Below are 14,157 nucleotides of genomic sequence, written 5' to 3'. Positions count from 1 at the left end.
GACAGTCGGCCCGCGTACCCAGACAGTCGGTTCGTGAGCCGACCCTCCAGGTACGCGAGCCGACTGTTCAGGTACGTGAGCCGACCCTTCGGGTACGGGTCAGAGCCGGGTGATCGCGATCTTCGACTCTTCCAGGGAGCCGAAGTACAGCCGGCCGCGCCACTCGCGGACGCCCACCAGCATGTGGAAGCCGTCGATCTCGCCCCGGAACTCGTGCACCACCGTGCCGTCCGCCGCGACGCCCAGGACGCCCACCTCGCGCCCGGGGCTCGGCTGCAGCGACGTCGGCAACCGCCGGACGCCCGCGCGCACGAACGCCGGCAGCCGGCGGACCACGTCCAACGCCGCCACCTTCGGGGACGCCTGCGTGATCCAGATCAGGCCGTCCGTGCCCGTCGAGATGTTGTCCGGGAAGCCCGGCAGGTCGTCGACGAGGACGTCGGCGCGGCCGTCGGCCAGCCGGACACGGGAAACCCGGCAGGCCCCCGTCTCCGCGACCGCCACGAACGACTCGTCCGGCGCCAGCGCGACGCCGTTGGCGAACTGGAGGCCGTCCAGGACCAGGTCGATCGCGCCGTCCGGGGTGCGGCGCAGCAGGCGGCCGCCCGCGGTCTGCTCGATCAGGTCGTCGCGCCAGTTGTCGATGCCGAAGCGGCGTGACGAGTCCGTGAAGTAGATCGTGCCGTCCGCGGCCACCGCGGCGTTGTTGCAGAACACGAAGTCCAGGCCCAGCGCCGAGGTCGCCAGGACGGACGGAGTGCCGCCGGAAAGGGGCACCACCAGCAGCCCGGCCCGCGCGTCGCAGATCAGCAGCTCGTCGTCGCCGTAGAGCTCCAGGCCCAGCGGACGGCCGCCGGTGTCGGCGATGGTTTCGACGCCGCTGCCGTCCGGGGTGAAGCGGAGGATGCGGCCGTCGTCGACGCCGGTGTAGATCCGGCCTTCGCCGTCGACGACGACGTCCTCCGGGCCGTGGCCGCCGACCGGGATGAGCGTGACTGGACCGAACCGCATCGGACGTCTCCTACCGGTAGGTGAGCAGCTGGGCCGCTTCGGCCTCGAAGTGCGGGTGTTCGTTGAACGACAGCATCGTGACACCGCCGCGGCCGGAGACCAGCTTGGTGATCCCGCCGTTGACCGTGACGCGGTTGAGCTTGAGCAGGCCCACTTCGGGCGTCCCCAGCAACGCACCGCAGACGGTCGCGATCACGCCGCCGGAGGTGAACACGACCGCGTGCTCCCCCTTGCCCAGCGTCGCGACCAGGTCTTCCAGCGCGCCGCGGCAGCGGGCGAGGAAAGCGGGCCACGTCTCCGCGCACGGGCCGTCGGCGCCCGCCTCGATCCACGACGTCAGCGCCTTGTCCAGCACCCCCTGGTAGGCGCGCGAGTCCTCCTGCGGCGCGCCGCCCGCGTGGTGCACGCCGATGTCGACGTGGTCGTACTCGTTCCAGCGCGGGTCCTCGACCACCGGCACGTCGGTGCCGAGCACCTTCAGCGCCGTCGCCGCCGTGTCGCGCTGCCGGGCGAGCGTGCCCGACCGGATCCGGCTGAAGGAGACGTCGCGCCGCAGCAGTTCCGCACCGACCACAGTGGACTGCTCGAAGCCGCGCGGGGACAGCGCGTCGTAGTCCGCCGCGCCGAACGACGCCTGTCCGTGCCGGACCAGGTAGATGGCGCCCACTTACACGCTCCCCTTCGCGATGATCTCGCGGCAGCGCCAGTCGAGGTACCCGACGAACTGCCAGAAGTCCTTGAACGCCGGGTTGCGCGTGGCGCCGTCGTGGTAGCGCCGGTAGAGCTGCTGCAGCACCGCGGCGAGCCGGAAGAGGCCGTAGACCTCGTAGAACCGCCAGTCGCCGATCGCGAGCCCGGTCTTCCCGGCGTAGCGCGCGACGAACTCCTCGCGGGTGAACGTGCCCGGCAGGTGCGTCGGCTGGCGGCGGCTGGCCTGCATGACGTCGTCGTCATCGGCCTGCACCCAGTAGGCCAGCATGCTGCCCAGCTCCATCAGCGGGTCGCCGAGGGTCGCCATCTCCCAGTCGAGGACGCCGGCGATGTTCAACGTCGACGAGCCGTCCAGCACCAGGTTGTCGAGGCGGTAGTCGTTGTGGATCAAGCAGATCTTGACCTCGCCGGGCCGGTTCGAAGCCAGCCAGCCGCGCACTTCGGCGAAGTCGGGGACGTTGTCCGTGCGCGCCGCGGTGAACCGGTCCGACCAGCCGCGGATCTGCCGCTCGACGTACCCCGCGCCCTTGCCGAGGTCGCTCAGCCCGGCGCGTTCGACGTCGACGGCGTGCAGGTCGACCAGCCGGTCGACGACCTTGCCGGACAGCTCGCGCGCCTGCTCGGGGGTGAGCGTCATGCCCTCGGGGAGGTTGCCGCGCAGGATCAGGCCGTCGAGCTTCTCCATGACGTAGAAGTCGCCGCCGAGCACGGCCGGGTCGTCGCCGAAGGCGAGCATCTCCGGCACGTACGGGAACACCGGCTTCAGGGCGTGCTGCACGCGGTACTCGCGCCGCATGTCGTGCGCCGACGCGGCTTTGTGCCCGGCCGGCGGACGGCGCAGGATCAGCTCGCGGTCCGGGTAGGTGAGCAGGTAGGTCAGGTTCGACGCGCCGCCGGGGAACTGCCGGACCCGCGGCGGCTCGGCGCCGAGGCCGCTCACGCGGACCGACAGCCACGCGTGCACCGCGGCGGCGTCGAAGGCGTCCTCGGCGCGGACATCGACGGTGGTGTCGGTGGTGTCGTTGGTGCTCACGCGAACCTCCGCAGGATCCAGACCGGCACGACGCGCATCGCGAGGCTCAGCGGCACCCACGGCCACGCCGGGACGTAGGCCCGCGCACCCTCCGCCTCGACGGCCTTCACCAGCGCGCGGGCGCCCGTGTCGGCCTTGGCCAGCAGCGGGTTCCGGCCGATCCGGTCGTTCATCTCGGACTCGATGTACCCCGGCCGGATGTCGGTGACCTTGATGCCCTTGCGCTTCAGCTCGGCGCGGGCGCCGTCGACGAACGCCGAAATGCCCGCCTTCGACGCGGCGTACGCGGTGAGGTTGCCCGGCAGGCCGCGGATCGCGCTGAACGACGAGACGACGGCGATGTGCCCGCTGCCCTGCTCGCGGAAGATCCCGGCGGCGGCCTCGATCTGCGCGGCGGCCGCGACGAAGTTGACTTCGAGAGTCTGGCGGTTGGCGTCGAACCGGCCCTTGCCGACCGGCTGCCCCTTCCCGAGCCCGGCGTTCACGATCACCCGATCGAGGGACCCCAGCTCGGCGCGGAACTCCTCGAAGACGCGGAAGACGCTGTCGTGGTCGGTGACGTCCAGGGTGCGCGTCACGACCTTGATCCCGGGGTGGGCCGCGGTCAGCTCGGCGGCGAGTTTTTCGAGGCGCTCCGTGCGCCGGGCGCACAACGCGAGGTTGCGCCCCTTCGCCGCGAACTGCCGGGCCATGCCTTCGCCCAAGCCGCTGCTCGCGCCCGTGATCAGGATGTTCTTCCGGAGCGTCATGGACCGGATGCTACCCGGTGGTAATAAGACCGGTGGCCCGGCGCTGGGGGCGTCGCCGGGCCACCGGTCATCGCGCGGCCACACCGGCCGGTCGCACAACGCGGCCGGGTGAACCGGAGCCGGAACCGCTCTCGCGGCCGGTTCGCCTGCGTCCGGGTGGACCGTGAGGGGGAGGCGGGGCCACCGGCGCAGGCAAGTCATACAAGCGCGTCCGCCCAGGCCGGGGCAATGGTTCACAGTTGCCAGTACTAGCCCGTTCGCCCGAGTGGACGCACGTCCGAGGCGATCGAGCACCCCCGTGAAGAGGGACGCGGATCATGCCGGGAATCCTGCTAACGTGCACCGTGTCGGGGATCGTCGGGGGGACGGCACGGGGCGGGTCGGATCGGCAATGGCGGGCAGCACGGCGGACCACGTGGTGAGCGGCGGTCAGGAAGGTGGACGCACCGCGTTCGCCACGCAGCTGCGCGCGGCCATCGCCACCAGCGGGCTCTCGCTCGACCGCATCCAGGCCCGGCTGCGGGCCCGCGGCGTCGTCGTCAGCGTCACCGCGCTCAGTTATTGGCAGTCCGGCAAGCGGCAGCCGGAGCGGCAGAGCTCCCTCTCGGCCGTGCGCAGCCTCGAAGAAATCCTCGACGTCCCCGCCGGCGCCCTGCTCGGCTTGCTGCCCCCGCCGCGCCCCCGTGGCGGCGCCGGGAAACGCCAGGCCGGCGGCGAGCCCATGTCGTTCCCCCGCGAAGTACTGCTGCCGATGCTCGCGAAAGTCGGCGCGGCGGACGCGCTCGAGCGCCAGCACCCGCTGAAGATGGTCGGCCTGCACGACCTGTGCGAGATCGCCGAGGACGGCGGCCAGCGCTCGGTGACCGCCCGCGCGGTCTTCCAGGCCGGCACCGACGGCCTGGACCGCTGGCTGCTGGTCTACACCCAGGACGACCCGGCCGCCGGGCCCCCGGAGCTGCACGCGGTGCGCAACTGCCGGATCGGCCGCGCGGAGGTCGACGAGAAACACGGCCTCGTCGTCGCCGAACTCGTCTTCGACCAGCCGATCGACCGGGGCGAGACGCACCTGATCGAGTACACCCTGACCAACAGCGGGCCGCCGTACCCGGAGTGCCGCAACACCCACTACCGCGAGTTCCGCCGCCCGGTGCGCGAATACCTGCTGGAAGTCCGGTTCGCGCCGGGCACCGCGCCCGAGCACTGCTGGCAGTACTCGCGCAACGGCAACGCCGGCTCGCTGTCGCGCCGCCCGCTGAAGCTGGACGGCGCGGACGGCGTGCACGCGGTCGCGCTGGACTTCGGCCCCGGCGTCTTCGGCATCGACTGGGAGTAGCAGCTCAGGAAAGCTTGGTGCGCAACACCTTCCCGGTCGCGTTGCGCGGCAGCTCGGCCAGGAACTCGACGTCGCGGGGCACCTTGTAGCGGGCCAGGTTGGCCTTGACGTAGTCGCGGACCGCGTCGACGTCGAGGTCCGCGCCGTCGGCCAGGACGACGAACGCCTTGAGCCGCTGGCCGAACTCCGGGTCCTCGACGCCGATCACCGCGGCCTCCAGGACGTCCTCGCGCTCGACCAGGAGGTTCTCCACCTCGATCGGGAACACGTTCTCGCCGCCGGAGACGATCATCTCGTCGTCGCGGCCGTCGATGAAGAGCAGGCCGTCGTCGTCGAAGTGGCCGACGTCGCCGCTGGAGAGCAGGCCGTCGATGATCTCCTTGTGCCGGCCGTCGGTGTACCCGCCGAAGCTGAGACCGCTGCCGACGAACACGCGGCCGGTGACGTGCGCCTCGGTGATCCGGCCGCCCTTTTCGTCGTACAGCGCGACTTTGCAGCCGACCGGCGCGCGGCCGACGGTGCCCGGGGCCTTCACCCAGTCCTCCGGCGTCGCGACCGTGGCGACCGCGACCTCGGTCGAGCCGTACAGGTTGTGCACGACCGGGCCGAACGCCTCGTTGGCGCGGTTGCCGAGGTCCGGCGACAGCGCCGAGCCGGCGACGAAGATGATCCGCAGCGACGAAGTGTCGTACTTCGCCCGGACGTCGGCGGGCAGGTCGACGATGCGCTGCAGCATGGTCGGCACGAGCACCAGCGCGGTGCACTTGTGCTCGGCGACGCCGCGCAGCGTCTCCTCCGGACTGAACTTGCGGCGCATCACGACGGTCGAGCCGAGCGCGAAGGACAGGATGAACTGCGACAGGCCGGTGCCGTGGAACAGCGGCGCGCCCATGTACGTGGCTTCGTTGGCGCGCAACGGGATCCGGTCGAGGAACTGCGCCGACGCCAGCGCGGAGGTGTGCGGCCGCGGCGCGCCCTTCGGCGTCCCGGTGGTGCCGCTGGTCAGCAGCACGAACCCGCCCGGTTTGGCTGGCGCGGGCCACGGCCGGTCGTCGGTGCTGGCGATGATCTCGGCGAGCACCGGGACGTCCCGGTCGGACAGGTCGCTGTCGTTGTCGACCCAGGCGAGGTAGCGGTCGACGTTCTTCGGCATGGCGTCCAGCAGGCCGGTGAACTCCTGGTCGTAGACCAGCGCGGTGACCTTCTCGCGCTTCGCGACGTCGGCCAGCTGCGGTTTGGCGAAGCCGGTGTTCATCAGCAGCAGGCGCACGCCGAGCTTGCCGGCCGCGGCCATCGTGAGCACCAGGCCGCGGTGGTCGCGGCACAGCGCGGCGACGACCTGACCGGGCTTGATCCCGCGCTCCGACCAGGCCCGGGCCAGCGCGTTCGACTGGTCGTCGAGCTGCTTGTAGGTGAGCGGGCCGACCTCGTCGACGATGCCGACGGCGGTCGGGTCGCGGCGCGCGGAGATGTGGTTGGCGCCGGCGAACGGCCCGTACTTGCGGATCGCGACCAGGGACCGGAGGCCTTCGTCGACGCGGGGAAAGGGCACCAGCCCGGCCCGCCGCATCACGTCGACACTGCGCGCCGTCTCGGCCACCTTGTCCGCCACTTGCGTGGCGAGCGCGACCAGGCTCATCCGGGCACCTCCGTTGCTGCGGGAAGAGCGCCCCACTCCGTACCGGCGGTATGGGGGCTACTCGACAGTAAACCAAGCCCACCGCGCCCGCACCAGACGCACTCGCTCCGAAACTGTCGGTGGTAGTCGGCACACTGTGTCCGTGCAGGTGATCGCGGGGCGGGAGGAGGACGGGAGCTTCACCGTGCGTTCGCCGTCCTCGACCTTGTCCGGCCTGGACGAGGCGGGTTTCGCGGCGTCGGCCCGGGAGCTGGAGGCGGCTCACGAGCCGAGGTGGGTGTTCCCGTCGGCGGAGCTGACCTATCCGGTGCTGGTCGCGGCCGGCGTGCGGGTGCGGCGGTGTTACGACCTCGCGCTGGCGGAGGGGCTGCTGCTGGCGCACGCGGGGCAGGAGGACCAGTCGCGGAGCTTGCGCGCGGCCTGGGCCAGGGCGAACGGGGAAGAACCGCCGTCCGATTCGGCGACCGTCGAGCTGGCTCAGCCGACCCTGTTCGACACCCGGGCCCCGACCCTGCCCGACGGCGTGACGGTCGTCACGGCGGTCGAGCGCGTGCTGGCCGAGCAGGAGCGGCGGGTGGCGGCGACCGAGCACCCGGACCGGTTCCGGCTGCTGCTGGCCGCGGAGTCGGCGAGCGCGCTGGCCGCGGTGGAGATGTCGGCCGACGGCCTGCCCTGGCGCGCGGACCTGCACGAGGAGCTGCTGGTCTCGCGGCTCGGGCCGCGGGTGCGCTTCGGCGAGCGGCCGAAGGTGCTGGTCGAGCTGGCGGCGAAGATCACCGAGGCGTTCGGCGGGCGCGCGGTCAACCCGGACTCGCCGCCGAGCGTCGTCCGGGCGCTGGCCCGGGCCGGGATCGAGGTGCCGTCCGCGCGGAAGTACTTCCTGAAGGGCATCGACCACCCGGCCGTCGGGCCGCTGCTGGAGTACAAGGAGCTGTCGCGGCTGTACACGGCGAACGGCTGGACGTGGCTCGACGAGTGGGTCGCCGACGGCCGGTTCCGCCCGCACTACGTCGTCGGCGGCGTGGTGTCCGGCCGCTGGGCCAGCCGCGGCGGCGGGGCGTTGCAGATCCCGAAGGTGCTGCGCACGTGCGTGCGCGCGGACCCGGGCTGGAAACTGGTGGTGGCCGACGCCGCCCAGCTGGAGCCGAGGGTCCTGACGGCCCTGTCGGGCGACCGCCGGCTGGCCGACGTCGCGGCGGCGACGGACCTGTACGCGCGTCTGGCCGAAGCGCTGTTCTCGGGCGCCCGCTGGGTCCCGTTGTCACCGGACGACGACCGGGACGACCGGGCGCGCGCGAAGATCGCGATGCTGTCGGCGATGTACGGCGGCACGTCCGGCGAGGCGGGTCCGCTGCTGGCCTTGCTGCGGCAGCGGTTCCCGGACGCGGTGTCCTATGTGGAGCACGCGGCCCAGGCGGGTGAACGCGGCGAGCGCGTCCGGTCCCGGCTCGGCCGCACCTCGCCGGCCCCTTCGGCGGCTTGGCGTGCCCTGACGGGTGGGCTGGCTTCGGACGAAGCGGCGGAGCTGAAGGCCCGCCGGGCGTCGCGCGGCTGGGGCCGGTTCACGCGCAACTTCGTCGTCCAGGCGAGCGCGGCGGACATGACGGCGGTGATGCTCGCGACGCTGCGCCGCCGCCTGCCGTCCCCCGCCCACCTGGTGTTCTTCCAGCACGACGAGGTGATCGTCCACACCCCGGCCGAGCTGGCCGACGTGGTCTCTTCGTCCATTGTGGACAGCGTCACGGAGGCGGCGACGATGTTGTTCGGCCCGGCGTGCCCGGTCCGCTTCCCGATGCACATCGCCCCAGTGGACACCTACGCCGACGCCAAGTAGCCGTGTCGTCCACCTGCGTACGCGTGTCGTCCATCCGTGTACGCGTGTCGTCCACCGGAGTACGCGAGGCCGCCGGCCGGTCCGTCCGGCCGCGTACCCGAACGGACGACACGCGTACCTGGGTGGACGACACGCGTACCTGGGTGGACGACACGGCGTCAGGCGAGGGCGTCGTCCAGGGCCTTCGTGATGCGTTTCAGCGAGACCGGGTGGGCCGTGCCCAGGGTCTGGGCGAAGAACGAGACCCGCAGTTCCTCGATCATCCAGCGGACCTCGTCCAGCGCCGGGGACGACGTGCCGGGCGGGAGCGATGCGAGAGCCTCGCGGTACTCGCCCGTGATCCACGCGATGTCCGCCGTCCGCTGCAAGTCGCGGGTCGGTTCCGAGACCAGCTTCTCCAGGCGGCGCGAGATGCCCTGCAGGTAGCGGATCACGTTGCGCAGCCGGGACGCGCCCGTCGCCGTCACGAAACCCGGGTACACCAAGCCGGAAAGCTGGGCCCGCATGTCCGCCAGGGACTCCGCCGGGCCGCGGGTCGAGGGCAGCGCCACCTCGACGTCGTTGGCCGCGCGCAGGATCTTCTCCACGTCCGTCAGCACTTCCAGCACCTCGGGGTGCAGGCCCGCCCGGACCTTCTCCAGCAGCACCTTGAACCCGGTCTCGTCGAACGCCGGGCCGCCGCCGGCCGCCATCAGCGCGTCCACCGCGCAGTCGACGCAGTCCTCCAGCAACGCCGCCACACTTCCGTGCGGGTTGCGGTTCAGGACCAGCTTCGACGAGTTGGACAGCGACCTCGTGATGAACTTCATCGGCGAGCTCAGGTTGAGCCGCAGCATCCGCCGCGAGCCCGCCCACATCGCGTGCTCCTGCTGGGCCGGCGTGTCCAGCATGCGGACCGCCACGGTCGCGCCTTCGTCGACCAGCGCTGGGTACGCCTTGACGTCGTGGCCGCGCTGGGTCGAGGCGAAAACCCTTGGCAGCGAACCGAACGACGGCTTCGTCAGGCCCGCCTTCTCCAGGCTGTTGGCCGCCTTCGAGATGGTCTCCCGGACCTTCGGCGCCAGCTTGAGCCGCAGCAGCGAGACGTCCTTGCCCTCGGCCAGCTTCTTGCCACGCTCGTCCACCACCCGGAACGTCATCTTCAGGTGCTCCGGCACTGCCGAAAGGTCCCAGTCGGAGAAGGGGATCGTGATTCCGCGCAACGCCCGCAGCTCGCGGCCGAGCACCTCCAGCAGCGGTCCGTCCGAAGGGGACACTCGCGAAAGGACGTAGTTGGCCGTGTCCGGCGCCGGGACGAAGTTGCGGCGCACCGCCTTCGGCAGCGACTTGATCAGCTGCGTCACCAGTTCCGACCGCAAACCCGGCACCTGCCAGTCGAAGCCGTCCTCGGTGACCTGGTTCAGCACCGGCAGCGGGATGTGCACGGTGACGCCGTCCGCGTCCGCGCCCGGCTCGAACTGGTAGGTCAGCTTGAAGACCTGCGTGCCCTGTGTCCACGAGTCGGGGTAGTCGCCCTCGCGGACGCCGCCCGCGGTCTCGTTGATGAGCATCGACTTCTCGAACGACAGCAGGTCCGGCTGCTCGTGGCGGGTCTTCTTCCACCACGTGTCGAAGTGCCGCACCGAGACGACGTCCGCGGGGACACGGGAATCGTAGAACTCGTACAGCGTCTGGTCGTCGACGAGGATGTCGCGGCGCCGCGCCCGGTTCTCCAGGTCTTCGACCTCTTCCAGCAGCGCCCGGTTCTCGGCGAAGAAGTGGTGCCGGGTCTGCCAGTCGCCTTCGACCAGCGCGTGCCGGATGAACAGCGCCCGCGACATCTCGGGATCGATCCGGCCGTAGTTGACGCGCCGGTCGGCGATCAGCGGGACGCCGTAGAGCGTCACCTTCTCGATCGCGATCACCGCGCCCTGCTTGCGTTCCCAGTGCGGCTCGGAGTAGCTGCGCTTGACGACGTGCTGCGCCAGCGGCTCGACCCACTCCGGCTCGATGCGCGCGTTGACCCGCGCCCACAGCCGGGACGTCTCGACCAGCTCGGCCGACATCACCCAGCGCGGCTGCTTCTTGAACAGCGCCGAACCGGGGAAAACGCCGAACCGCGCGCCGCGCGCGCCCAGGTAGTCGCCCTTCGCCGGGTCCTTGAGGCCGATGTGCGAGAGCAGCCCGGCGATCAGCGACGTGTGCACCTTCTGCGGGTCGACGGCGTCGGTGTTCGTGTTGAGCGAGATGCCGAGCGGCTTGGCCAGCTGGCGCAGCTGGCTGAAGATGTCCTGCCACTCGCGCACGCGTAGGTAGTTGAGGAACTCGTTGCGGCACAACCGGCGGAACTGGTTGCTGGACAACGCCTTCTGCTGCTCGGCGACGTACTCCCACAGGTTCAGGTAGGCCAGGAAGTCCGACGTCGGGTCCGCGAACCGCGCGTGCTGCTGATCGGCCTGCTGCTGCTTCTCCGACGGCCGCTCCCGCGGGTCCTGGATGGACAGCGCGGCCGCGATGATCATCACTTCGCGGACGCAGCCGTTGCGGGCGGCTTCGAGGACCATCCGGCCCATCCGCGGGTCCACCGGCAGCTGCGCGAGCTTGCGGCCGGTGTCGGTGAGCCGCCGGTCGCTGTTGCCGGCGGCCTCGCTGTCGAACGCGCCGAGCTCCTGCAGCAGGCCGATGCCGTCGGTGACCTGACGGCGGTCCGGCGGCTCGACGAACGGGAACGCCGCGATGTCGCCCAGCCCCAGCGACGTCATCTGCAGGATGACCGAGGCCAGGTTGGTCCGCAGGATCTCCGGGTCGGTGAACTCGGGCCGCGCCTCGAAGTCCTCTTCGGAGTAGAGCCGGATGCAGATGCCGTCCGACGTCCGGCCGCAGCGGCCCTTGCGCTGGTTCGCCGACGCCTGCGACACCGGCTCGATCGGCAGCCGCTGCACCTTGGTGCGGTGGCTGTAGCGCGAGATCCGCGCGGTGCCCGGGTCGACGACGTACTTGATGCCCGGCACGGTCAGCGACGTCTCGGCGACGTTGGTCGCGAGCACGACCCGGCGTCCGGTGTGCTGCTGGAACACGCGGTGCTGATCGGCCGCCGACAGCCGCGCGTAGAGCGGCAGGACCTCGGTGCCCCGCAGGTCGGCGCGGTTGAGCACGTCCGCGGTGTCGCGGATCTCGCGCTCGCCGGAGAGGAACACCAGGACGTCGCCCGGGCCCTCGGCGCACAGCTCTTCGACGGCTTCGAGGATGCCCTGGGTCTGGTCGCGCTCGTCGTCCGCTTCGGGGTCTTCCGGGTCGACCAGCGGCCGGTAGCGCACCTCGACCGGGTACGTCCGGCCGGAGACCTCGACGATCGGCGCGTTGTCGAAGTGCTTCGAGAACCGCTCCGGGTCGATGGTCGCCGAGGTGATGATCACCTTGAGGTCGGGACGCCGCGGCAGCAGCTGCTTGAGGTAACCGAGGATGAAGTCGATGTTGAGGCTGCGCTCGTGGGCCTCGTCGATGATCAGCGTGTCGTACTGGAGCAGCGACCGGTCGGTCTGGATCTCGGCCAGCAGGATGCCGTCGGTCATCAGCTTGACCAGCGTGTCCTGCCCGGACTGGTCGGTGAACCGGACTTTGTAGCCGACGGTGTCGCCCAGCTCGGTCTTCAGCTCGCTCGCGATCCGGTCGGCGACCGTGCGCGCGGCCAGCCGGCGCGGCTGCGTGTGGCCGATCTGGCCGCGGACGCCGCGGCCGAGCTCGAGGCAGATCTTGGGCAGCTGGGTGGTCTTGCCGGAGCCGGTCTCCCCCGCGACGATCACGACCTGGTGCGCGGCGATGGCCGCGCCGATCTCGTCCTTGAGCCTGCTGACCGGCAGTTCTTCGGGGTATTCGATCTTGGGCACGCTCTCGCGGCGCGACAGCAGGCGCAGCTCGGCGGCGTCGACGTCGGCGGCGATCCTGGCGAGGGCGCTGTCGCGGTCGCGGGCCTTGCGGGCACCGTCGAGCCGCCTGCGCAGCCGCTGCTCGTCGCGCGGCATCAGCTCGGGCAGGCGCGCACGCAGCGCTTCGAAAGGAGATGGCGTGGACATACTTGGGCCAAGGATAGCCGTGCGTGACGAGGCGGGCTCCTGAATATCCCCGCGGCGTGACCGGCGGCACCCCGGAAGTCCGTGAAGGCCTCCTTGAGGGACTCTGAGTCCCTCAAGGAGGCCTTCACGGACGGACGAGCGTCAGCCGGGCTGGCCGGGCTGCTGCGGGTGCTGCTGCTGGGCGTACGGCTGCTGCTGCGGGGCCTGGCCCGGGAACTGCTGCTGCGGCTGGCCCGGGTAACCCTGCGGGGCGCCCGGCGCCGGCGGCTGCTGCGCGAACTGCTGCTGCGGCTGCGGCGCGGCCTTGGACCGGTTGAGCACCAGCGAGACGACGATCAGGGCGACGCCGACCAGGCCCAGCACGATCCCGAACGTGGGCTGCATGTCGTCGGCCCACGAGAGGAGCCGGAACTCCATGTCGAACTGCTCGAGGACGAACGTGCCGAAGCCGAGGACGGCGAACAGGATGCCGATCCGCATCATGATGGAAGACATGGAAAACCCCCAACGGGCAAGGAAAACGGGAGCAGACCGCCCCCGACGGCCCGCAATGGGACTCGAACGATAACGACCGGTCGAAGCCCTGTCCCCGGATTTCCCGATTTGTTACCTCACGTCCGCTGGAGCGAGTCCGGGCCCAGGTCGGCGAGCGTCCGGTGGCCGGAAAGTCCCATCGTCAGGTCGAAGTCGGCCAGGATGCTCCGCAGCACGTGCCGGACGCCGTCCTCGCCCGCGTGCGCCAGGCCGTACACCCACGGGCGGCCCACCAGCACCGCGCGGGCGCCGAGCGCGATCGCCTTGAGGACGTCGGCGCCGGTGCGGATGCCGGAGTCGAACAGCACCTCCAGCCGGTCGCCGACCGCCGCGACGATGCCGGGCAGCGCCTCGAGCGCGCCGATCGCGCCGTCGACCTGGCGGCCGCCGTGGTTGGAGACGACGATGCCGTCCATCCCGGCCTCGGCCGCGCGGCGCGCGTCGGCGACGTGCTGGATGCCCTTGAGCACGATCGGGCCGTCCCAGTGCTCACGCAGGAACGGCAGCTGGTCCCACGTCCGGTCGGCGCCGGTGATCATGCCGAGCCAGCGCAGGATCGCCGTGCCGGAGTCCTCTTCCGGCGTCTTCTCCAGCAGGCCGCGGAACACCGGGTCGGTGAACGCGACGGCGAGCCCCTCGCCCTTGAGGAACGGCAGGTAGCCCTGGTCCAGATCGGACGGTCGCCAGGCCAGCGTCCACGTGTCGAGCGTGACGACCAGCGCCGTGTAGCCGGCCGCCTTCGCCCGGGCCAGCAGGCTCGCGCAGACGTCCGGGTCGCCCGGCCAGTACAGCTGGAACCAGCGCGGGCCGTCGCCGTTGGCCGCGGCGACGTCCTCGATGCCGGTCGACGACGCCGTGGAGAGGATGAACGGCAGGCCGACCGAGGCCGCGGCGCGGGCCGTGGCGGACTCGGCGTCGGAGTGCACGATCGACTGGACGCCGACGGGCGCGACGGCCACCGGCGCGGGCAGCCGGGTGCCGAGCACCGTGCTCGACAGGTCGCGGTCGGTGGCGCCGGTCAGCATCCGCGGCACGACGCGCCAGCGGTCGAACGCCTCGCGGTTCGCGCGGGCGGTCGCGCCGGAGCCGGCCGCGCCCGCGACGTAGGAGAACGGACCGGGCGCCATGACCTCGCGGGCCGACGCTTCGAGCTTCGTCGCGTCGGTCGAGCACGGCGGCAGCTGACCACCGAGACCCTGCAGGTAGAGCTCGTTCTGGTAGCTGCCGAAGCGTTCGGTCACGTCTGCCTCCTCGCGTTCGA

General features: G+C 71.4%; 10 protein-coding genes. 2 read left to right on the top strand and 8 right to left on the bottom strand.

Annotated elements, in window-relative coordinates:
- Positions 1-99: 99 nt before the first annotated feature.
- From OG494_RS47960 to OG494_RS47945, 4 genes are read right to left on the bottom strand one after another with little or no spacing between them, the layout of a single operon-like run.
- Positions 100-1,011 carry an SMP-30/gluconolactonase/LRE family protein gene (locus OG494_RS47960; RefSeq protein ID WP_328450492.1) on the bottom strand — a complete coding sequence of 304 codons (912 nt, stop codon included), beginning with the start codon at positions 1,009-1,011 and terminating at the stop codon, positions 100-102.
- A 10-nt stretch (positions 1,012-1,021) separates the two neighbouring features.
- Positions 1,022-1,678, bottom strand: a complete 657-nt coding sequence (locus OG494_RS47955) for a histidine phosphatase family protein (RefSeq protein ID WP_328450491.1) — start codon at positions 1,676-1,678, stop codon at positions 1,022-1,024.
- Entirely contained in the window at positions 1,679-2,755 is a 1,077-nt protein-coding gene (locus OG494_RS47950; RefSeq protein ID WP_328450489.1) for a phosphotransferase family protein, read from the bottom strand.
- Positions 2,752-3,504, bottom strand: coding sequence for an SDR family oxidoreductase (locus OG494_RS47945; protein WP_328450487.1), 753 nt, complete (start codon positions 3,502-3,504; stop codon positions 2,752-2,754). Before OG494_RS47945 ends, OG494_RS47950 begins: the two co-directional genes overlap by 4 nt.
- Before the next feature lie 391 nt (positions 3,505-3,895).
- Between OG494_RS47945 and OG494_RS47940 the strand changes: the two genes are divergently transcribed.
- On the top strand, positions 3,896-4,837 hold the full coding sequence (locus OG494_RS47940) for a hypothetical protein (RefSeq protein ID WP_328450485.1): 942 nt from the start codon (positions 3,896-3,898) through the stop codon (positions 4,835-4,837).
- Positions 4,838-4,841: 4 nt separating this feature from the next.
- Here the strand turns inward: OG494_RS47940 and OG494_RS47935 are convergent, their stop codons facing one another.
- Positions 4,842-6,476 carry an acyl-CoA synthetase gene (locus OG494_RS47935; protein WP_328450483.1) on the bottom strand — a complete coding sequence of 545 codons (1,635 nt, stop codon included), beginning with the start codon at positions 6,474-6,476 and terminating at the stop codon, positions 4,842-4,844.
- Between the two features lie 142 nt (positions 6,477-6,618).
- Between OG494_RS47935 and OG494_RS47930 the strand changes: the two genes are divergently transcribed.
- Positions 6,619-8,310, top strand: coding sequence for a bifunctional 3'-5' exonuclease/DNA polymerase (locus tag OG494_RS47930; protein WP_328450481.1), 1,692 nt, complete (start codon positions 6,619-6,621; stop codon positions 8,308-8,310).
- 158 nt (positions 8,311-8,468) lie between these two features.
- Here the strand turns inward: OG494_RS47930 and hrpA are convergent, their stop codons facing one another.
- From hrpA to OG494_RS47915, 3 genes are all read right to left on the bottom strand, one after another.
- A complete protein-coding gene (gene hrpA / locus OG494_RS47925; protein ID WP_328450480.1) occupies positions 8,469-12,362 on the bottom strand; it encodes an ATP-dependent RNA helicase HrpA in 3,894 nt (1,297 codons plus the stop codon).
- A 141-nt stretch (positions 12,363-12,503) separates the two neighbouring features.
- Positions 12,504-12,857: a hypothetical protein gene (locus OG494_RS47920; protein ID WP_328450478.1), complete on the bottom strand. Its 354-nt coding sequence runs from the start codon at positions 12,855-12,857 to the stop codon at positions 12,504-12,506.
- A 116-nt stretch (positions 12,858-12,973) separates the two neighbouring features.
- The gene (locus OG494_RS47915) at positions 12,974-14,137 is read right to left on the bottom strand and encodes a lactate 2-monooxygenase (protein WP_328450476.1); all 1,164 of its coding nucleotides are present in this window, start codon (positions 14,135-14,137) and stop codon (positions 12,974-12,976) included.
- Positions 14,138-14,157: the final 20 nt, after the last annotated feature.

This window comes from Amycolatopsis sp. NBC_00438, from assembly GCF_036026695.1.
Lineage (GTDB): Bacteria > Actinomycetota > Actinomycetes > Mycobacteriales > Pseudonocardiaceae > Amycolatopsis.
This window is presented reverse-complemented; position numbering and strand designations above follow the sequence as displayed.

Coding starts and splice junctions, on each gene's coding strand:
- OG494_RS47960 (WP_328450492.1), bottom strand. CDS start 1,011: ATGCGGTTCGGTCCAGTCACGCTCATCCCGGTCGGCGGCCACGGCCCG.
- OG494_RS47945 (WP_328450487.1), bottom strand. CDS start 3,504: ATGACGCTCCGGAAGAACATCCTGATCACGGGCGCGAGCAGCGGCTTG.
- OG494_RS47940 (WP_328450485.1), top strand. CDS start 3,896: ATGGCGGGCAGCACGGCGGACCACGTGGTGAGCGGCGGTCAGGAAGGT.
- OG494_RS47935 (WP_328450483.1), bottom strand. CDS start 6,476: ATGAGCCTGGTCGCGCTCGCCACGCAAGTGGCGGACAAGGTGGCCGAG.
- hrpA (WP_328450480.1), bottom strand. CDS start 12,362: ATGTCCACGCCATCTCCTTTCGAAGCGCTGCGTGCGCGCCTGCCCGAG.
- OG494_RS47920 (WP_328450478.1), bottom strand. CDS start 12,857: ATGTCTTCCATCATGATGCGGATCGGCATCCTGTTCGCCGTCCTCGGC.